This window comes from Frankia sp. CpI1-P (assembly GCF_001421075.1).
GTDB classification, from domain to species: domain Bacteria; phylum Actinomycetota; class Actinomycetes; order Frankiales; family Frankiaceae; genus Frankia; species Frankia torreyi.
Genome location: NZ_LJJX01000022.1, coordinates 64,085 through 83,195, shown reverse-complemented (window position 1 = coordinate 83,195; position 19,111 = coordinate 64,085). Strand labels below are relative to the sequence as shown.

The 19,111-nt window shown below is 73.6% G+C and carries 13 protein-coding genes and 3 pseudogenes; 8 read left to right on the top strand and 8 right to left on the bottom strand.

Annotation, left to right across the window (positions count from 1 at the left end; all coding sequences use genetic code 11):
* Positions 1–22: 22 nt before the first annotated feature.
* Together FF86_RS50010 and FF86_RS50005 are read left to right on the top strand one after the other, a co-directional pair.
* Positions 23–1,214: pseudogene (locus FF86_RS50010) on the top strand (alpha/beta fold hydrolase); the annotation flags it as partial.
* Position 1,215: 1 nt separating this feature from the next.
* Positions 1,216–1,471, top strand: a 256-nt coding sequence (locus tag FF86_RS50005) for a hypothetical protein (RefSeq protein ID WP_242418862.1), incomplete at its 5' end; no start/stop codon positions are given.
* A gap of 139 nt (positions 1,472–1,610) precedes the next feature.
* Here the strand turns inward: FF86_RS50005 and FF86_RS16190 are convergent.
* The 4 genes and pseudogenes from FF86_RS16190 to FF86_RS62545 all read right to left on the bottom strand — a co-directional run.
* The gene (locus FF86_RS16190) at positions 1,611–2,315 is read right to left on the bottom strand and encodes a DUF4230 domain-containing protein (RefSeq protein WP_044882900.1); all 705 of its coding nucleotides are present in this window, start codon (positions 2,313–2,315) and stop codon (positions 1,611–1,613) included.
* 48 nt (positions 2,316–2,363) lie between these two features.
* A pseudogene (locus FF86_RS50000) lies at positions 2,364–3,236 on the bottom strand (PP2C family protein-serine/threonine phosphatase); the annotation flags it as partial.
* A 1-nt stretch (position 3,237) separates the two neighbouring features.
* Positions 3,238–3,945 (bottom strand): annotated as a pseudogene (locus tag FF86_RS49995) (HAMP domain-containing protein); the annotation flags it as partial.
* A 1-nt stretch (position 3,946) separates the two neighbouring features.
* On the bottom strand, positions 3,947–4,118 hold a 172-nt coding region (locus FF86_RS62545), incomplete at its 3' end, for a CHASE3 domain-containing protein (protein ID WP_255355816.1).
* Positions 4,119–4,708: 590 nt separating this feature from the next.
* On the opposite strand from FF86_RS62545, the gene FF86_RS16180 reads away from it, so the two are divergent.
* The gene (locus tag FF86_RS16180) at positions 4,709–5,887 is read left to right on the top strand and encodes an ABC transporter ATP-binding protein (protein WP_052680868.1); all 1,179 of its coding nucleotides are present in this window, start codon (positions 4,709–4,711) and stop codon (positions 5,885–5,887) included.
* Positions 5,884–6,669, top strand: a complete 786-nt coding sequence (locus tag FF86_RS16175) for an ABC transporter permease subunit (protein ID WP_044882898.1) — start codon at positions 5,884–5,886, stop codon at positions 6,667–6,669. Before FF86_RS16180 ends, FF86_RS16175 begins: the two co-directional genes overlap by 4 nt.
* Positions 6,670–6,689: 20 nt before the next feature.
* On the opposite strand, the gene FF86_RS16170 is transcribed toward FF86_RS16175, so the two are convergent.
* Positions 6,690–7,535, bottom strand: coding sequence for an aldo/keto reductase (locus tag FF86_RS16170; RefSeq protein ID WP_044882897.1), 846 nt, complete (start codon positions 7,533–7,535; stop codon positions 6,690–6,692).
* 75 nt (positions 7,536–7,610) lie between these two features.
* Here FF86_RS16170 and FF86_RS16165 point away from each other — a divergent pair, with 75 nt between their 5' ends.
* Positions 7,611–7,880, top strand: coding sequence for a DUF1778 domain-containing protein (locus tag FF86_RS16165; protein WP_044882896.1), 270 nt, complete (start codon positions 7,611–7,613; stop codon positions 7,878–7,880).
* A 60-nt stretch (positions 7,881–7,940) separates the two neighbouring features.
* On the top strand, positions 7,941–8,429 hold the full coding sequence (locus tag FF86_RS16160; RefSeq protein ID WP_173667257.1) for a GNAT family N-acetyltransferase: 489 nt from the start codon (positions 7,941–7,943) through the stop codon (positions 8,427–8,429).
* Between the two features lie 2,745 nt (positions 8,430–11,174).
* Here FF86_RS16160 and FF86_RS16150 read toward each other — a convergent pair.
* A complete protein-coding gene (locus tag FF86_RS16150; RefSeq protein WP_044882894.1) occupies positions 11,175–12,623 on the bottom strand; it encodes a lipopolysaccharide biosynthesis protein in 1,449 nt (482 codons plus the stop codon).
* A 143-nt stretch (positions 12,624–12,766) separates the two neighbouring features.
* On the opposite strand from FF86_RS16150, the gene FF86_RS16145 reads away from it, so the two are divergent.
* Positions 12,767–14,500 (top strand): glycosyltransferase family 4 protein, encoded by a 1,734-nt coding sequence (locus FF86_RS16145; RefSeq protein ID WP_044882893.1) that lies wholly within the window; start codon positions 12,767–12,769, stop codon positions 14,498–14,500.
* A gap of 56 nt (positions 14,501–14,556) precedes the next feature.
* On the opposite strand, the gene FF86_RS16140 is transcribed toward FF86_RS16145, so the two are convergent.
* Positions 14,557–16,002 (bottom strand): condensation domain-containing protein, encoded by a 1,446-nt coding sequence (locus tag FF86_RS16140; RefSeq protein ID WP_242418861.1) that lies wholly within the window; start codon positions 16,000–16,002, stop codon positions 14,557–14,559.
* A gap of 539 nt (positions 16,003–16,541) precedes the next feature.
* Between FF86_RS16140 and FF86_RS16135 the strand changes: the two genes are divergently transcribed.
* Entirely contained in the window at positions 16,542–17,189 is a 648-nt protein-coding gene (locus tag FF86_RS16135) for a hypothetical protein (protein WP_236705696.1), read from the top strand.
* 12 nt (positions 17,190–17,201) lie between these two features.
* Here FF86_RS16135 and FF86_RS16130 read toward each other — a convergent pair whose 3' ends face one another.
* Positions 17,202–17,768 (bottom strand): RyR domain-containing protein, encoded by a 567-nt coding sequence (locus tag FF86_RS16130; protein ID WP_055867241.1) that lies wholly within the window; start codon positions 17,766–17,768, stop codon positions 17,202–17,204.
* Positions 17,769–19,111: the final 1,343 nt, after the last annotated feature.

The following is a 19,111-nucleotide window of genomic DNA, read 5'->3' as shown; positions in this document are numbered from 1 at the left end:
CCGGTTCGAGCCCGACGGCACGATGGTGCTGCTCGGCCGGCGCGACGCCGCGGTGAAGATCCGTGGGTACCTGGTGGAGCCGAGCGAGGTCGAGGCGGCCCTGCTGAACTCCCCGGAGATCGCCGAGGCGGTGGTCACCGCGGTGACCACCGGGGTACAGAACCGCCTGGTCGCCTACGTCGTCCCAGCGGTGAACGGCAACACGCTGTCCCCGGTGCGCATCCGCCGAGCGCTGCGCGAGCGGCTGCCGGTCTGGATGGTGCCCACGACGATCGTGGCGCTGGCGGAGATGCCCCGCAACGAGCGCGGCAAGGTCGACCGCGGCGCACTGCCGCCCCCGCCCGCGGCCCCCGCCGGGTCCGCCCGGCCGCGGACCCAGTGGGAGATCGTCGTCGCCGACATCTGGACCCGGGTCCTGGACCTGGAGGAGGTGGGGATCGAGGACGACTTCATGGAGCTCGGCGGCGACTCGCTCGCCGCCAACGAGCTGCTCACCCTCGTCGGCGAGAAGCTCGGGGTCTCCCTGCCGTCGTCGGCCCTGGTCGACTCCCCCACGCTCGGCGCCTTCGCCCGGACGGTCTCGCTGGCCCAGCAGGCCGGCCCCCGCCACCCGACCGTCGTGCCGCTGCGCACCACCGGCTCGCGCCCGCCGCTGTTCTGCTTCGCCGGAGCCGGTGCGCTCGCGCTCGGCTTCCACTCGCTCGCCCGCCGGCTCGGCGACGACCAGCCGGTCTACGCCTTCCAGGCACACGGTCTGGAACGGCGCGGCTTCCCCGACTGGAGCGTGGAGAAGACCGCCCGCCGCCACCTGGAGATCATCCGGATCATCGCACCGCGGGGCCCCTACCTGCTGGCCGGGCACTCCCTCGGCGGTCTGATCGCGATGGAGATCGCCCAGCAGCTCGCCGCGGCCGGTGACGAGGTCGGCTTTCTGTCGATCATGGACACCTACATGCCGTCCTCCCTGCGGATCACGCCCGGCGAGGAGGACGGCGCAGCGCCGGCCGCCGACACCGCGAACGGAGCCGGCGCGCCGGTGACGCCCGGCGGTGCGCAGGAGCACGCCCGTACCTACCGCCACCGGCTGACGCGCTTCACCCAGCGGCTACTGCCGGAGCAGCGGGCGAACTTCACCAACATCGCGACGCTGAAGAAAATGGTGCAGATTCCGCTGACCGGAGTGGTGCAGTTCGGCGGAATGGAGCAGTTCGACGNCTTCTTCAATCACGGCAGGCTACTCGAGCGTTTCTACCGGCCGCAGCCGTGGGCCGGCCGGACCCTCGTCTACCGATCGGCCGAAAATCCGGACTCGGAGGACGCCTGGTCGGCTTTTCTCACCGGCAGCCACGACACGCACTATGTCCCTTGTGAACATTTTTATCTGCTTCGGGAACCGCATGTCATAAAGATCTCCGAGCATTTCCAGGCGGAGATCGACCGAGTGGTGGCCGAGCAGGCGGCTCGGCGCTGAGCCGTCGGTCTCGCCCGTCCGGGCGACGGTCAGGGACCACCGTGTCCTTCCGGCCGTGTCCCCCGGCCGCACCCGGTGGCCAGGTCCCGGCACCGCCCGTGGCCGGGCGGTGCCGGGAGGCCACCAGCCAGCCGCCCGGCTAGCGGCGGTCGGCGGCGTAGGTCACGCGGACGTCGGTGAAACCCAGCGCCCCGAGCAGACCGCGCAGCATGGCGGTCGTGTTCTTCTTGCCCAGCTCGATGACCTGACCGTCGGTCCTGGCCGCGTCGGTCATCTTCGACGAGGCCTTCTGATACAGCCCCTTGTCGCTGCTGACCCCGCCGAGCAGGCCGCCAACCCGGTCCAGCGCACCGCGCTGGCGGGCGACCACGTAGCTGTGGTCGAGGTCCAGCACCGGCGTGGACAGGGTCGGGTTCGGCAGCTCGATGGTCACCGATCGGCGGTCCGGCGAGACGGTGACGGCGTCGGCGTCGAGGTGGCCGAAGTCGACCGTCGAGTCGACCGTGCCGACCCCCACGAACAGTGTGCGCTCCCCCTTCAGCGCCGCCGGGATCCACCTGGTGTCGTCCTCGAGATCGACGACGACCTCGAAGTGGGCGCCGGCGGCGTGGTAGGAGCTGAGGTCCTCCAGCGAGCGCAGCACCGCCGGGGAGCTGCGGTCGATCGTCCGCTCCTTGAACGGGTTGAGGCTGGGCCGCCACCCGGCCACCACCGCGATCAGGCCGACGACGAGCACGGCGAGCAGGATGGTGGCGATCAGCCGCAGCGGGCTGAAGCGGGACGGCAGGGAGCGCAGGGTCCGGTTCGAGCGGGTGGGCCGGTCCGTGCCGGGCTCGTCGTTCATGGCGCAAGATGTACCCGAAAACCCCGGTAACCACGCCGATTGTCGGCGTTACGACCGCCCGCCGGTGATCGCCGCCGGCTCGCTGGTGCGCGCCAGGATGATCGCGGTGCGATCGTCGCCCTGCCGGCCCGGGGCATGCCGGCGCACGGCGTCGAAGGCGGCGTCGAGCAGGCCCACCGGGGTGCGGCCGGGGTCGCGCAGGATCTCCGCGATCAGCCGGTGCGCGCCGAACTGGCGACCGGCGGCGTCGCGCGCCTCGACCAGCCCGTCGGTGTAGGCGATGAGCGCGTCCCCCGGTTCGAGGTGCAACGTCCGGATCTCCCACGCGCCGGGCGCGGCGAGCAGGCCCGACATCAGCGGCCCCGTCGGGGGCAGCCGCACGATCTGGGCGGCGGGGTGCCGGCGGTTCCCCTTCGGCGCGGGCGCCTGGTTCGTCGGCCTTCGGCGCGCGCCGGCCGCCGGCCCCACGATCGCGCTGACGCTCACCGACGGCCGGGGCCCCGCGACGCCGGCGTCCCGCTTGCGGGCCGGGTCCGCAGCGTCGACCACCGCGTCGACCCTGGCATCGTCGACGGCCCCGGCCGGCGGGGCGGGCGGCGCGGCGGGGTGGGGAATGGCCGGCGGGGCGGCCGGCGCGGCCATCGCCCAGGCAGGCCCGGCCCGGCGCAGCAGCAGCGCGTCCGGGTGGCCGGCGTTGACGTAGTGCAGTTCCCCGCTGCGTGGATCGACGACGGCGATGATGGCGGTGGCGAACATCTCCTCGGTCTCGCCGAGGTTCTCCACCGCCCATTCCACCGCGGCGGCCGGGCCAGCGCCGGTGGACAGCGCGGCGTCGAGGAGCTGCTTGAGTCGCAGGGCGAAGACGCCCGCTGCGGCGCCGTGGCCCGAGACGTCGCCCACGACCACGGCGACGCGTCCGTCNGGCAGCTCGAAGGCGTCGTACCAGTCCCCCGCAAGCTCCCCCTGGGCCGGATCGACCCGTCCGTGCAACATCAGCCCGCGGGCTCGCAGCAGTGAGGGGGTGAGCGCGTCGCGCAGAGCGATAACGGCGGGCCCCTGCTGCGCCAGGGCCTCCCAGGACCGCTCGTTCTGCCGCACGAGGCGCACGAGCTGGGCACGCATCGTCTCGACGTCCGCCGCCAGCGCCACGATCTCCGCCGGGCCCACCGAGGGGATCCGCGTGTCGTATCGCCCGGCCGCCACGGAGTTGACCGAGCGTTGCAGGGCGCCGATCGGGCGCAGCAGCCAGCGCCGCAGCACGATCATGATCGTCACCAGGACACCGAGGATGACGAACATCGCGCTGGCCAGGGAGCTCAGCAGCAGCACGGACGAACTCTCGACCCGGCCGGACGCCTCGACCTGCTCGCGGTCGATCTGTCCGGCGAGGCGGGCGGCCTGGCGGCGCAGTTCGTCGAAGTCGCGGCGGGCGTTCGCGCGGACGATGCCGGCGGCCCCGGCCACGTCGCCGCGGGCCATCGCGGCCAGCTCCGGCTCGACGACCTCGCGCCGCCAGGTCCCGTAGGCGACGTCGACCCGGGTCCGCTGCGCCCGCAGGTCGGGGAAGTCGGCCAGCAGGTCGTCCAGCCGCGCGTTGAGCGCGGGAACCGAACGCCGGGAGTCGTCGAACNGCTCCAGGAAGCCGCGGTCGCGGGTGACGATGTAGCCACGCAACGCGCTTTCCTGATCGACGAAGTCGGCGAGGAGCATCGCGGTGGTCGTGGCCGCGGGGTCCAGGTGCTTTCCCCGTTCGGAGGCGGCGTGCCGCGACCGCAGGGCGGAGGCCACGGCCAGCACCAGCATCACGATGATCGCGATGCTGGCAAGCAGCGTCAGCGTCCGGATGCCGCGCCGGAGGCCAGCCGTTTCGCCCACGCCAGGATTGTCGTCCACTCGTCGGGGGCGGGTTGTGTCGGGTGACGGGCGTCCCGCGTCCCTGGTGTCCTGTCGGTCGTCCGGCGGGCAGCCCCGGCCTGCAACCCGACGGGTCCGGCGCGCCCGCCAGCCGAAGGAAAGCGATCCGAGCGACCGGAACATGCCGGCGGTACCGCCACGTCGCGTCCAAAAAGGCGGCCAGGTCACTGGCGGTACGAAAAACGAAGTCGGTCAGGAAATCCAGCTAAAAAGGCTGATTTGCTCGTCCACGCCGAGCCTCGGCGCGTGACGAGGTCAACCGGCGGGAAAACACAGGTTGAAGCCGCGGAGCTGGAACCCGGCCCACAGGCTGGTCGTTGACATTCGTGGACGTGCCGCCCCCTGACTTTCGCGGGTGCGCGTCACCCGACCGGGCCGCGAGCGCTCACGGACTGCCCCGGTCGCACTCCCCGACGCTCGCCGTTGCAGGGCGCCCCCTGCGGCGGGCATCCGACACCCAGGGTGGGAGCAGCACCACGATGACTTCCGGTTCGGCCACCGACCCGGCCCACGCGAACCACGACCCGGCCCACGGGACGGCCGCCTCGCCGACCGTCATGGACGGTACGGCGGGCCTGGCCCGCGCCGACACGGCGATCTGGACCCGCGGGCTGACCAAGCGCTACGGCGCCCGGCGCGCCGTGGATCATCTCGACCTCCAGGTGCCCCGCGGGGCCCTGTCCGGCTTCGTCGGGCCAAACGGCGCCGGCAAGTCCACCACGCTGCGGATGCTGCTGGGCCTCATCCGGCCCTCGGCCGGCCACGGCCACGTCCTGGGCGAGCCGATCACCGAGCCGGACCGCTACCTGCACCGGGTCGGCGCGATGATCGAGGGCCCGACCTTCCACCCGGGCCTGTCGGGCCGGCGCAACCTCGATCAGCTCGCGATCCTGCGCGGCATCGGGGGCTGGCAACGGGCCCTCCGACAGCGCCGCGTCGAGGAGGTGCTGGGGCAGGTGGGCCTGGGCGAGCGGGCCGACGACCGGTTCAGCACGTACTCGCTCGGCATGAAGCAGCGCCTGGGCATCGCCGCCGCCCTGCTACCCGACCCGTGCCTGCTCATCCTGGACGAGCCGACCAACGGTCTGGACCCGGCGGGCATCCGGGAGATCCGGGCGCTGCTCGGCCAGCTCGCCGGCGGGGGGATGACCGTCTTCGTCTCCAGCCACCTGCTCACCGAGGTCGAGCAGATCTGCGACCACCTCGTCATGATCAACGGCGGGCGGATGCTGTTCCAGGGCCACGTCACCGACCTGCTCGCGGCCGAGGATCCCCGCATCGTGATGATCCCCGAGCACGATGCCGACGCGCGCCGGCTCGCCGGGCTGCTCGGCGACGAGGGACTGCGCGTCGAGATCGATCTGCGCAACGGTCCTCCGGACGCCTCGGCCACCCGGGGCCGCCGGCCGGTCGTCACCGCGCACGCCCCGGAGGGACTGGCCGCCCACCTCAACCGGCTCGCGATGCGCGCCGGCATCACCCTGCGCTCGCTGCGCACCCACCGACCCAACCTGGAGGAGACTTTTCTGCGCGTCACCGGAGAGATCGACGGCGACCTGGTCCGTACCGCCCAGGCCGGGCAGGAGCCGGATGGGAGCGTGCCGCCGCCCGTGGGCGCCGGGCTCGACCCGGCCCACAGCCGCGGGGGTGCCACATGATCGCGGCATTTCGGGCCGAATGGGTGCCCCTGCTGCGGCCCCGGTTCCTGCTGGGCACGCTCGGTGCCGTGGTCGCGTGCGCCCTCCTCGGCACCGTGCTGACCTTCTTCTCGGTCGGGCACCGGGACTTCGACGGCGATCCGGTCACCGCCGCCGCCCTGTCCCGGCCGGACGGCCTGCTCCAGGGCGTGCAGGCCGTCAGCATCCTGCTGGGGGTGGTGGCGCTGTCGGTCGTCGCCGCCTCGCTGGCCGGTGACCACAGTCACGGCACCCTGCGCAACCAGCTCGTCGCCCGGCCCCACCGGGCCCGGCTGCTCGCCGGGAAGCTGCTCGCCCTGGCGGCCTTCGTCGTCCTGATCGTCGCAGCGGCCACGGCCGTCTCGGTGGGGCTGTCGTTCCTGCTCGCGCCGACCCGGGGGGTGTCCACCGCCGCCTGGAGCAGTGGGGCGGGACTGGTCGAGCTCGGCACCGGCTTCGTCAACCTGTGCCTCGGCTCGCTGGGGTACGCGGCGATCGGGGCGTTGGCCGCGATCCTGCTACGCGGGCCGGCGGCCGCGATCGCCGTCGCGCTCGCCTACGCGCTTCCGGTGGAGATGCTGATCGCGCGCATCTACCGCCCGGCGCGCTCGTGGCTGCCGGTGCAGCTCATGCAGGAGATAGCCACCGGCGGCGCCGCCGACCCCATGCCCTACGCCGACGCCCTGCTGCGCGGGGTGGTCTACGCCGGCGTCATGGTGCTGCTCGCCCTGATGGTCTTCCGGCGGCGAGACATGACCGCCTGAGACGTCAGGGGCCGAAGACGTCAGTGGCCGAAGACGTCGGAGTCCAGGGCGTCGGCCTCGCCGGCGGCCCCGCGGTCCAGGCCGGAGATGGCCGCGATCTCCTCCGCGGTCAGGCTGAAGCCGAACACGTCGATGTTCTCGGCCAGCCGGGCCGGGCTGGCCGACTTCGGCACCGCCACCACGCCGAGCTCGACGTGCCAACGCAGCACGATCTGCGCGGGTGTGCGGCCGTGCGCGGCGGCGATCCGGGTGATGACGGGTTCGTCGAGCAGGCCGGTGCCGGCACCCAGCGGACTCCAGGCCTCGGTGACGATGCCGTGCTCGGCGTGGTAGGCGCGGACCGCGCCCCGACCCAGCCGCGGATCGAGCTGGATCTGGTTGACGTCCGGGGCCACCCCGGTCTCGGCCAGCAGCCGGTCCAGGTGGGTCGTCTTGAAGTTCGACACGCCGATGGCCCGCACCTGACCATCCTTCACCAGGTCGACGAGGCCCTTCCAGGCAGCGACGTACCGGTCCCGCCACGGGTTGGGCCAGTGGATGAGCAACAGGTCGACGTAGTCGAGGCCCATCCGCCGGGTGCTCTCCGCGGCCGCCCGGCGCACTCCCCGCACGCTGTGTGAGCGCTTGTTGAACTTCGTGGTGACGAACAGCTCCTCGCGGGCCACCCCGGCGGCGCGCAGGCCGGCGCCGACCCCCTTCTCGTTGCCGTAGTTGTGGGCGGTGTCGATCAGCCGGTAGCCCAGCCCGATCGCCTGTTCCACGACGCCCTGGACCGCGCGGTCGTCCAGCGGCCAGGTCCCGAGCCCGAGCTGGGGCATCCGGGCGCCGTGCGCGAGGGGGACGGTGGGAACGGGCGAAGGCGGCACGGCGCGCAGACCTTTCTGTCACGATGAGGCAGACCCAGCGAGCGGGCCCGGACGCGCGGGGAGCAGACTGCCAGCATGAGTGCCGCCAGGGACGACAGACTCGCCGTACAGCTACCCGAGGACTCGGCGGGCGTCATCCGTTCCGCCGCGGAGGGTGAGGGCCTGTCCCTCGAGGACTTCGCCGTCGAGGCGATGAAGCGGTACGCCCAGGAGGTGCTGGCCGACCGGCGGCTGTTCCGCGTGCCGGACACGGACTGGGGCGCGTTCGAGGCGCTGCTCAACGAGCCGCCGGCCGACACCCCGAGGCTGCGCCGGCTGCTGGACGACGAGCCGGGCGCGGAGTAGTCCGCCACCGCCCACCGCCTCCCGACCGCGTCCCCGACCCGGCAAGAAGGATGTCACGCAGTGCCCCTGACCAAACCCGCGGCCCTGACCGAGGCCATGGATCGCACGACCTTCAACAGCGGGGACGACCTGCTTGACGGTTGGCTGCGGCATCGCGCCCTCGAACATCAGCAGGATCGGACCACGAACACGTTCGTGATCCTCGATGCCGACCGGATCGCCGGCTACTACTGCCTGGCGACGGCCGCCGTGGAACGCATCCCCGGCTCGCGCCGACGCTCGCGGCGGCCGACCGAGCCGGTCGCGGCGATGTTCGTCGGCCGGCTCGCCGTCGATCTGCGCTACCAGGGCCGTGGGATCGGCGCCCGGCTCGTCCGCGACGCGGTGATGCGCTCACTCACCGTACACCGGATGGTCGGGCTACCCCTGCTGCTCGCCCATGCGATGCGGGAACCCGGGCGCGCCTTCTACCGCCATGTCGGCTTCCGCGACGCCCGGTTCGATCCCTACCTGCTGGCGCTGCCGCTGCGCGCTGTGGCCGGCGGCTGAACCCTTGGCCGTCGCCCTCAGTCGTCGCCCAGCAGGACGTCCAGGTCGACCCGCATCAGCCACTGGTCGAGCTTGAACGGCGGGTACGGCCAGGGCAGACCGTCGAGCACCATCTGGTTGACGGGCAGCCACAGGCTGCGCCGCAGCGGGTCGACCGCGCCGCGGCGCACCCCGACGTAGCGGGTCGACGGACCGCGCAGCATGTTCAGGCCCACGTCGATGGGCGGCTCGGTGCGGAAGGTCATCCGTGCGCCGCGCCCCGCCGGCCGCACGACCTGCACCAGGCCGTCGAGGCCGGCGAGCAGGACGGCGCCGGTCCGCGGGTCGAGGGTGATGCTGCGGACCAGCCCGCCCTGGTCGGTGCCGGCCACCAGATAGTCGGGCTGGTTCGCGATGCCCCAGGTGTCCGTCGGCCAGTTGCCGGTCGCCGGCGCGCGGGTCACCAGGCCGCGCTCGCGGCCGAGCTTCGGGTAGACGGCCACGGTCTCGGCGTGCAGGCCGTCACTCTTCGTCCGCGCCACGTAGAGCGTGCCGTCCGCGCCGAAGACGGCGGATTCCATCCGGGAACCGTCCTGCACGGCGCGCACCGCGGTGCTGCACGGGGTGATGGTGCCGCGGGACGCCGAGTAGGAGAACTCCTGGATCGGGAACGGCTGCGTGCTGTAGTCCAGGCCCCGCACATCGCTGATCAGGACGAACCGCTCGTCGTCCGGTTCGCTGGTCGGATCTGCGACGACCTCCCGCGGGTTGACGACCAGCGCGATGCCCAACGGCCGGACCTGCGGATACTGCCAGTGCGCCAGGACCCGGCCGGCCGAGTCGACGACGAGCAGCGCCCCGTTGTCGGTTCCGCCGCCGCCGGCGCCCAGGTACTGGGCGATGACCAGGTGCCCGCTGCGTGGCAGGCGGGCGATGGACGCCGGCCCGCGCGAGGAACGCGGCTGCAACGGCGTGAGCGGCGGAAAGGCCTGTGCGGCGAGGGACGGCGAGGCCGTCGTGGCGAGCTGCTCCGCCGTCCAGGACACCTGCGGGTCATAGACCCACCGCGCGGTCGGCTGGTCCCGGCGGAGCTGGCCCACGCTCGGCAGCTCCCCGTCCACGGCCGTGTTCCAGCCGTAGTACGGCATCAGCGAGGTGAACAGCACCCGTTGGGCGCCGTCCGGGCCGGGCACGACGATCACGTCGGAGGTGTCCCCGCCGCCGACGCCGCGGTAGTTCGGATCGAGCCGGGGCAGGCTCAGGCGGCCCTTCGTCGAGGGGATCACCAGCCGGGTGAACCGCTCGATGTCCGGCTCGAAGATCTCGATCTCCATGTCGGTACCGGTCAGCTTCGACTGGTCGTCGGAGAACGGCGTGGTCGTCATGAACACGGTGCCGTCGGCCGACACCGCAGAATTGAACGCGGCCTGGCCGGGGCCGAAGCCCCACCCGGGCACCTCGGTGACCCGGACGGTCGTCTGGCCGCCGTCGAAGTTGCCGAAGCTGCCGGGCGCGCCGTAGATGGTCAGCAGGTTCTCGGGCAGCTTCGTCACCGAGCCGGCCTGCACGGAGGGGCCGGCGGTGACCCCGCCGACCGGGGTGGACGGCTGGCCCTGGGGCAGGCCGCCGGGCACCGACCCCTCCGACGACAGCAGCCGCCCGGCGATGAGCCCGCCACCCGCGGCCGCGCCCAGTCCCACGGCGGTCACGAGCAGCCGGCGGCGACTGAGCCGGGTGTGCTGCGCACCCGCGGCCCTGTCGTCCTCCGCGGCCGGCTTGGGGGGGGTCTCCGGCTGGTCGGCGCCGGGCAGGTCCGCGGCCCCGATCCAGGTGGCCTCGGCGGCACGGTCACGCCGGCCGGCGCGGTCCCGGCGGCGGGCACGGCGACCGCGTTCGGTCTGGTCGGTGTCCCCGCCGAGGAAGGCACCGGCACGACCCGGCAGGGTGTCGTGGTCGTCGCTGCTGGGGCCGCCGTCATCACCGTCGTTGGCGGTGTGGCTGCCGCGGGGGGCATGGCTGTCTCGGGGGGCATGGTTGTCGCGGGGGGCATGGCCGCCGTCGGGGGCATGGCCCTTTCCGAAGCGGACCTGCCTGCCGATCCGGACCTGCTTGCTGCGGCCAGGCAGAGTTTCATGATCATCAGTGCCGTCGCCGAGGGCACCGCCCCGACCGGTGAGGTCACCATCCCGGGTCGCGCCATCCCGGGTCGCGGGGTCCGGGGCCGCGCCGTCCCGGGTCGAGGGGTCCCGGGTCGCGGGGTCCGGGACGCCGGTGTCCNAGGCGCGCCTGTCCGGGGCCGCGGCACCCGCAAGAGTGGCACCNGAAACGGTGGCGTGCGAAACGGTGGCGCCTGGGGCAGCGGCGGCCGGGTCGTCAGATGCGTCCGGGTCAGATGCGTCCGGGTCAGGGGTGCCCGGGTCAGGGGTGCCCGGGTCGGGGGTGTACGGGTCAGGGGTGTACAAAGCGGCGGCGTCCGGGTCAGGGGCGTCCGGAGAAGCGGCGTCGGGACGGCTTGCTCGGTCATGACCGTCGGGGGTGTCCCTGCCGCGACGACGGCCATGTCTGCCGACTGTGGTGCGCCCGCGCTCACCGCCGTCGGCATCCGAACGGATCTTGGCTGGCATGTGCGGTGGCCTCGCCTCTCAACGCCGGTGGGCCCTCTCGAGGCCGGAGGGTGGGGGGCCCCGGCCGAGTAGGACGACCGTACCCGACGGATTAGAACGACATATCGGACAAGGCCTTTGGACCACGCCCGTCCGGGGGCGCCTAGACCGGCGCGGGGAAGCCCTCCTCGGGCCGCGCGTCGCTGATCGACGCGGCGCCGAGCGGCGGCGCGTCCCCGCCGCCGCGCCCGTCGTCCCTGACCCTCCTGCCCGCCGCCTGCCGGTCGGCGTGGTGGAGTTGGACCACGAGCAGCCCGACCGCGAGCGCGGTCACCGACTCGGCGGCGAGCGCCGCCGTGGCCGTCGCCATCGAGCCGCCGCCCGCCGAGACCAGCGCCGCCGCCGTCGCCACCGTGGCGACCGCCAGCACCCCGACCACCCGGCGGACCCCCGCGCCGAGCAGGTAGGTGGTGAACATGAGGGTGACGGCCAGCAGCGTCATGCTCAGCGCCAGCACCCACAGGGCGGGGGCCGCACCGGTCAGGTGGGGCCCGAATACCAGGCCCAGCAGCCACTTGGCCCCGACCAGGCCGATCGCGGCGAGAAACAGGCCGGGCGCGACGACGAACGCGAGGGCCACCGCCAGGGTCGCCCCGGCCGAGCGGCCCTCCTTGCGCCGCCGCGCCGCCTCGGGCAGCAGGAAGTTGGCCACCGCCAGCCCGATGAAGACCGGCACCTTGCAGGCTGTCGAGATCGCCGCGTAGCCGCCCACCCCGTCCGTGCCCAGCCAGCCGACGATGACGACGTCCATGTTCTGCAGCAGGGCCAGCGGGATGAGCGCACCGAGCGCCACGGTGGTGTCGGCGATGACACTCTGGCGGGCGCTGGCGCGCGGGGCCGGGATCGGAATCGGGATCGGGCCGGTGGCCGGCGGAGTGCCGTCGTCGGGCAGCGGCGCCGACCACGTGCGGACGGCGGCCGGACGGGGTAGCCGCGGGGTGCGGGCGACCGCCCAACGGGCATGCTCGGCGCCCACGATCACGCCGATGACGATGCCGAGCCCCGCGCCGTTGACCCCCATGCCCGAGACCACAAAGACGATCACCAGGCCGATCCGGACGAAGCCCTCGACCACGAAGTTCACGGCCAGCCGCTGATAGGCGCCACGGGCCTGCATCAGGCCGCGTTCCACGCACAGCAGCGTCCACAGCGCGGCCCCGATCGTGGCCTCGGCGATCGCCACCGGGTGAGGGTAGGACATCAGCGCCGCCGCCGGGCGGGACAGCGCCAGGGCGGCGACGGTGGCGACGACGATTCCGACGCCGCAGGCCCCGCGCAGCCGACGGATCCAGGACCACTGCTCGCGGCGGGTGTCCCCGGTCCCGGACGTCTCGTGCTGCACGACGGCGATGAGCAGGGCGTTCCCGGCGACCGACAGGATCAGAAAGATGCTCACCTGAACGGACACGGCGCCGTAGGAATCGGAATCGAGAGCGCGCGCGACGATCAGGTTCATCAGCAGGTTACAGCCGTTGACGAGCATGCCGGCGACCGCCAGGGCTGCCGGGCCGGCCAGCAGGCCGGACACAGCCTCTCGCGAGGGCTTCGCCATCAGTCTCCCCATCGGGAACGGAACACGTCGATCNCCCGTGGCGGAACACCGGCCATGGTATGTGCCCGCCGATTTTTCCGACATCTGTAGGTTGCAGGCGAACATGCTAAGCCCTGTCGATCGAACCGAGAGGAACGCCACCGGTGATCGGAAGCCCCAGCACGCCGCACCCCGCCGGGCTCGGGGAGCACCGGTACCTGCCCACCCTCGCCGGCCGGCACGTGGTGTTCCTCAACTGGCGTGATCAGGACCACCCGCAAGCCGGGGGGGCCGAGCTGTTCTGCCAGTCGATCGCCGAGCGGTTCGCCGCAGCCGGCGCGCGGGTGACGCTGCTGACCTCCCGGCCGGCCGGGGACGGGGGACAGGCGCTGCCGGTGGCCGAGCACGTGGCCGGGGTGGACGTCCGCCGTGGCGGTGGCACCTTCGGGGTCTATCCGTCCGTGCTGGGCCGGCTGGCGGGCCTCGGGCGGGGTGGACACCGCGTCGACGCGGTCGTCGACTGCCAGAACGGGATCCCGTTCTTCAGCCCGCTGGTGCTGCCGGCGTCCACACCGATCGTCCAGGTGCTGCACCATGTCCACCAGAAGCAGTTCCCGCTGTACTTCCCGGGTCCGGTGGCCAAGGTGGGGCAGTTGCTCGAGGCACCGGGCAGCCGGCTGGTCTACCGGCGCCGCCCGGTGGTCGTCGTCTCCCCCTCGACCCGGGCGCAGGCACGCGAGGTGCTGAGCCTGCCCGGCCCGCGCTTCCTCGTCCCCAACGGCGTGACCGCCGCCGTCCCCTCCCCCGCAACCACCGCCGTCCCCTCCCCCGCAACCGCCGCCGTCTCCTCCCCCATGACCGCCGCCGGCATGGCGTCCTCGGGGGATGCGGCGGACCCGGCGGCGGGGCGTCCGGCCGCGGCGCCGACGATCGTGTGCGTCGGTCGGCTCGTGCCGCACAAGCGGCTGCACCTGCTCCTGGACGCGCTGCCGACGCTGGTCGCCGCTCATCCAGGTCTCACCGTCCATGTCGTCGGCGACGGCCCCGATCGGCAGCGGCTGGTCGCCCGCGCGGTCGCGCTCGGCCTGACGACCGTCTCCGGGGACGGCCCCCTCGGGGAGGGCGGCCACGCCCGTGGCGGCGACTCCCGTGGCGGCGACGTGGTTCGGTGGCATGGTTACACCGACGCGGCCACCCGCGACCGGCTGCTCGCCTCGGCCTGGCTGACGGTGAACCCCTCGCACGGGGAGGGGTGGGGGCTGTCGGTGCTGGAGGCGGCCGCCCTCGGGGTGCCGGCGGTGGCGTTCCGGGTGCCGGGGCTGCGCGACGCGGTCCGGGACGGGACGACGGGCTGGCTCGTCGACGAGGGCGTGCCGCTGGCGGGAACGATCGGCAAGGCGCTGCGGACGCTGGCCGATCCGCCCGCCGCGGCCCGGCTGCGCGCGGCCGCGCGCGCCTGGGCGGCCGGATTCACCTGGGACGCCAGCGCCGAGCTGCTCGCCCGGGTGGTCACCGCCGAGATCGACCGGCTGGCGCGGCCGGTCGGCTCGGGCCGCGGAGGGAGGGCGGCGCGCGATCGCCGCCGAGTCGACGACGCGCTCACCCACGCCACGTTCACGCTGCCGGCCGGCGCGCCCCGCCCCGCCCTGCGCCGCACCGACCTGGTGTACCGGCCGGATCCCCACGGGGGCGAGGTGGTCGCCGTCCTCTACGGCGCCGGCGAGGCCGCCGCGCGGGCGGCGTTGGCTCGAGCGGGCGTGTCCGCCGAGCCTCGGCTGCGTCCCGGCACCGGAGAGGACCTGCTGCTCGCCACGAGCCGCGAGCTGGTGTCGGGGGCCGACGCGCCGCCGGCCCCCGGCTTCTCGCGGGTGGCCGCCGGGGTGCCCGCCCGCGGGTGAGGGCCCCGGGCGGGCGGTGCCTGCGGCGGCCCACCGGCGCGCCGCCCAGCCTCGCGTCAACGCGACGGAACGGCCCCGCCGCGGCGGGTGGTCACCGCGGGCGACGCCGCGCGGTCCGGCCGCGGGGCCCTGGCCACGGCGGGCGTGGGCACGGCGGGCGTGGGCACGGTCACCGGCGTCGGCACGGTGGCACCGGGGGCGCCGGTGGCGCCCAGCTCGACGAAGGCGGCTCGGAACAGATCCGCGAAGGCCGGCACCGAGCCGGGCCCGAGGAGATGGCGGTGGTAACCGAACGTGACGTTCAGGCTGTCGCCCATCCCGAGCACGCCGATGAACAGCCCCTGCGGCATCCCGGCCGTCCCGGTGAAGTACACGGCGCTGATCGGCAGCCCAGCGGCCCCGGCCAGGTCGTCGAAGCGACCGAGGTTGCTCACCGCGGCGGTCGGGGCGAGCACCGGGCGCCCCGCGGCCACTCCGCAGCGCAGCAGCGTGCTGCGCCACGGGCCGGGCACGAACCGCGCCGCAGCGACCCCGAGCGCCCCGGAGAGCCCCGGCACCACCGGCGGGATGGCCTGCTTGGCCAGGTCGGTCTGCTCCACCACGCGGACGGCGAGCTGTAGTGCGTCGACCCGGTCCGCGACCTCACTCGAGATGATCGTCAGACCGGTGCGGTTGCCGCCGATCTCGCCCGGCGCGGGGACCGACGGCGCCGCGGCCGACGACGGCGAGGACGCCAGGGCGATCGGCATCCGGATCCGCAGCCGGCTGGACCCCCCGCCCCGGCGGGAGTTCCACCGGTCGACCGCCAGATGCGCCGCGCCGATCAGCAGATCGTTGATGGTCATCGGCCGGCCGTCCGGCAGCGTCCGCCGGCCGGTGGGCGCCGGCAGCGTCAGCGGATGGAAGCCGTAGCCGTCGCCCCCCGCCGCCAGCGGCGTGATGTAGCGCCCGGAGTGGCGGACGAGCGTGGCCCAGCCGGGCGCGCCGGCCCGGGCGAGCGGCTGCACGCCCGCCGGCACGCCGCGGTGTCCCTCGCCCGGTGCGACGGCACCGTCGCGGTCGGCGGCGTAAGCCGTCGCGCGATAGTGGTCGAGGATCTCGGCGACGAGCGCGGCGAGCCGCAGCCCGTCGAAGGCGAGGTGATGGGCCACCACGCTGAGTTGGTCGCCGTCGGCCCGACGGATCAGCGCCACCCGGATCGGCGGGTAGCGGTGCAGGTCGAACGGCGCCGAGGACAGGATCTCGTGGATGCGCCACCCGTCGGTTCCGTCGTCGACGAAGCCGACCGGATCCGCCGTGGGTTCGGCGGGGAACCGCCAGGCGTGCTGGCGGGATCCGTAGAGCACAGCGCGGGCCATCGGATGACGACGGATCGCTGTCCACACCGCGGCCCGCAGCCGCGCCGGGTCCAGCCGCCCCGTCGTCTGGACGAATAGCCCGCAGGTCAGCGGCGCACTCGCCCGGTCCGACGCGGCGAGAATCTGCTCACCCGGAGTCAACACCCGATCGGGTATCGGCGGTGCCGGAGCCCCGCCGTCCTGCGCCAATCCCATTGTCGTAGGCCGGCCTCTCTGCAGGGGATTTCGCGTTTTCACGGCGATGGCGCGCGTCGCCGTCGAGGAGCAGGTCCAGCGTAACCAGGGAAAATCGCTTGCTCGGGAGAGAGGTCACCCGCCGCCGGCCCGTCCGGACCCNCCCCCGCAAGGTCACCCCGAACAGGGATATGGCAGGCAGAGGCCATAAAAACGGTGTCTGTCGGGGCATACGACCCACCCGGACACCGGGCCGCTACTCACGCAAAGTAGCCAATTTGTGGGCGTAACGAATCCCAAAGGTCGCCCGCGCCCCGCACCGTCGTCCTACCCCCCGTCCCGAAACGGGCACCCTGTCACCCAGTGTTACCCACTGGTCGGCATCGTCGGGACCTGAGAGGATGCCCCCATGATCCTCCCGGTCATCGTGACGACACTCTGCGCGATCGGGGCGCTCGGCCACGGCGCCAGAGGACTGCGCCGACCGGCCAGTTTCGGAGAGGAGCGCCATGACCGGCAACGAGAGGTGCCCGTCGGGCCGGATTGAACTCGCGGACCTCGTCTGCCTCACGGGCGAATCATCAATACACTACACCGATCAAACGATTCCCCATGAACGCGACCTTGCCATCGTCGAACTGTTGGGTAAGGCGCGGCGCGGCGGCGGTCTCGAACAGCTACTGGACCTGATCCGCCCGGAGGTGGAGGCGGAGACCCTGCGGGCCTTCGGGTTCCGGATGGCCGCACTGGCCGTTCGCCGAACCGACCCCGACCTGCTGCGCCTGGGGCTGCTCGCCGTCGCCCTCGCCAGCCTGCGCAGCATGGACCGCCGCGACGACTTAGGCGCGCTCGCCCCGCTCTGGCGGACGGCGAGCCTGCTGCGCCTTGACCCATCCCACGAGTTCACCGCCGCGGCGGCGGAACTCCCCGCCGCCGCCGAGTTCCTGCTGGGCTGGGTGGACCGCACCCCGGACCTGCAGGATCTGGTCGAGATGGGGTTTCGCGAGTCGGCGGACGAGGACGGCTTCCGCTACGTCAGGGACGCGACCGTCCGTCGCCGCATCCTCGAGGAGGACTACGCCCGCCGGCCCCGCATCATCCGGCTTCTGTCCGCCCGCCAGCGGCGCCGGTGGCTGCGCGAGAACGGCTTCGACTGACGCGGGCGCGGCTCAGCTCGCGTCGGCGGCCTGCCTGCGGGTGACCCTCAGCCGCGCCTGCGCCAGCACGGCGGGCATGTTGCGGATGACGTCGCGGTCGCGGTCGCGGTCCTCCTCGGTGAGCTCCTCCCAGTCCACCATCGACGGGTGCCGCTTGTCCGGCTCGGCGTCGCTGCGCAGCGGTCCGTAGGAGTAGCCCTGGCGCTCCTTGTGCCGGCGCCACCGGACGTGCTCGTCGCGGGCGAGTTTCTCGATCTCGGCGTCGGTGAAGGCGAACGGGTCACCGTCCGGCCCGGCGGAGACGATCGACCAGTCGCGGGCCTGCACGATCGCCGCGTACTGGGCGGCCTGCGCACGGTTGGCCTCCCGCAGCGGCTCGGCCAGCTCCGCCCACGGCCGCAGCCCCGGGCGTGACCCCGCCTCGTGCCGCTTGCCGAGCTCGTGGTCGAGGTAGCGGCGGTGGATCGCCTGCGCCATCCGCTCGACGCACCCCGGGTCGAGCAGCGGCGCGGTGCCCGCCGCGGCTGCGGGGGCCGTTCCGGACTGCCGGGTCGAGGATCCGCTCACAACCATTGTCATGGCCCGGTGACTCCTTCTGAAACGGATGGCGGCCAAGGATCGAACTGCCGGTGTCGCGGCGCCGCTAGTCGAGTCTCTTGCTTGCGGTCCGCATGCCGCCACCGGAAGTCCGCCGCCCGACACGGGAATCAGGACCGCCGGAACCACGACCNTCGGCTTCAGGAATCTCCGGATCCGCGGGCCGTTCCCAGACCCAGACGGCCAGCGCGGCGAGCACCGCGGCGAACGCCAGCGAACCGAGCACCTGCACGGGCACCCCGAACGCCCCGTGCCCCGACCCGGGCTGACTGTTCGGTTCCACCGCGACCCCGATGCCGGCGCCGAGCATCGCGATCGCGGCGAGCCATCCCAGCACCTGCGGCCGCGACCGCCCGAGCCAGACGAACACCGGCACCACCAGGGCGACCGGGCCGGCCACCAGGACCAGCGCGACCGTCGCCAGCCCGGTCCACAGCACCCGCACGGCACGGCCCGACGGCGGTGCCCCCGGCCGCGCCACCCCGGGCGACCGGTTCGCCCGCGGCAGCCGCGGGAAGACCGGGTACCCGTTCTCGTCGGAGCGGCGCCGCAGCCGGAAGCGCTCCGGCAGCACAGCCAGCCCGACGAGCACGAGCACCAGCAGCAGCCCGACGATCAGGCCGCGGCGGTACTCGGCGCCGGGAATGTTGTCGATGACGACGGTGCCGCCGGCGCCGGCCGGCACGATCCAGCCCTGCTGCCAGCCGTCGAGGCGCACCGGCGTCAGCGTGGTGCCGCCGAGCTTCGCGGTCCACGAGGAGTTCGCGTTCTCCCGGACGGCGAGGAACGCCCGCTCGCCCGCGCCGATCTGGACGGTCCGACGCTCAGCACCCCACTGGCCCACCACCGTCGCGCGCGCCGCCGGCGCGGCCGGCTGACGCCCGGCACCCATCAGCGCCAGTGAGTCGACGAGGATCGAGGTCGGGCCCTGGTCGACGCGAAGCAGGTGCGTCCCGGCCGGCAGCGTCAGGCGGCTGCCCTCGGAGCACAGCAACGCCTGCACCGGCAGCACCGAGGTGACGTCGCTGTTGCGCCCGATGATCCGCAATGGGTAGCGCTCGCCGTCGACGACCAGGGTGNGACCGCTGCCGCAGGGCACGACCAGCGGCGCGTCGTCCGCCGGCGGGGTACCCCGGGGAGGCGGCAGGAAGCTCGCCGTGCCGTTGACGGTGAACGTCATCTCCCGGGGCACGTCGAAGCGGCGGGACAGCGCCAGCTCCTCCGAGCCGCCGAACGGCTGCGCCGGGTCGACCCGCTCCCGCGCCAGCGAGAATGCGACGTCTCCCTGGTCGGCTCCGGCGAACAGCCGGCCGACGTCGTCGGGG

What these genes read in the sequence shown, in the direction of transcription:
- FF86_RS16190 (WP_044882900.1), bottom strand. Translation starts at nt 2,315, where the DNA reads ATGAACGACGAGCCCGGCACGGACCGGCCCACCCGCTCGAACCGGACC.
- FF86_RS16180 (WP_052680868.1), top strand. Translation starts at nt 4,709, where the DNA reads ATGACTTCCGGTTCGGCCACCGACCCGGCCCACGCGAACCACGACCCG.
- FF86_RS16175 (WP_044882898.1), top strand. Translation starts at nt 5,884, where the DNA reads ATGATCGCGGCATTTCGGGCCGAATGGGTGCCCCTGCTGCGGCCCCGG.
- FF86_RS16165 (WP_044882896.1), top strand. Translation starts at nt 7,611, where the DNA reads ATGAGTGCCGCCAGGGACGACAGACTCGCCGTACAGCTACCCGAGGAC.
- FF86_RS16150 (WP_044882894.1), bottom strand. Translation starts at nt 12,623, where the DNA reads ATGGCGAAGCCCTCGCGAGAGGCTGTGTCCGGCCTGCTGGCCGGCCCG.
- FF86_RS16135 (WP_236705696.1), top strand. Translation starts at nt 16,542, where the DNA reads ATGACCGGCAACGAGAGGTGCCCGTCGGGCCGGATTGAACTCGCGGAC.
- FF86_RS16130 (WP_055867241.1), bottom strand. Translation starts at nt 17,768, where the DNA reads ATGACAATGGTTGTGAGCGGATCCTCGACCCGGCAGTCCGGAACGGCC.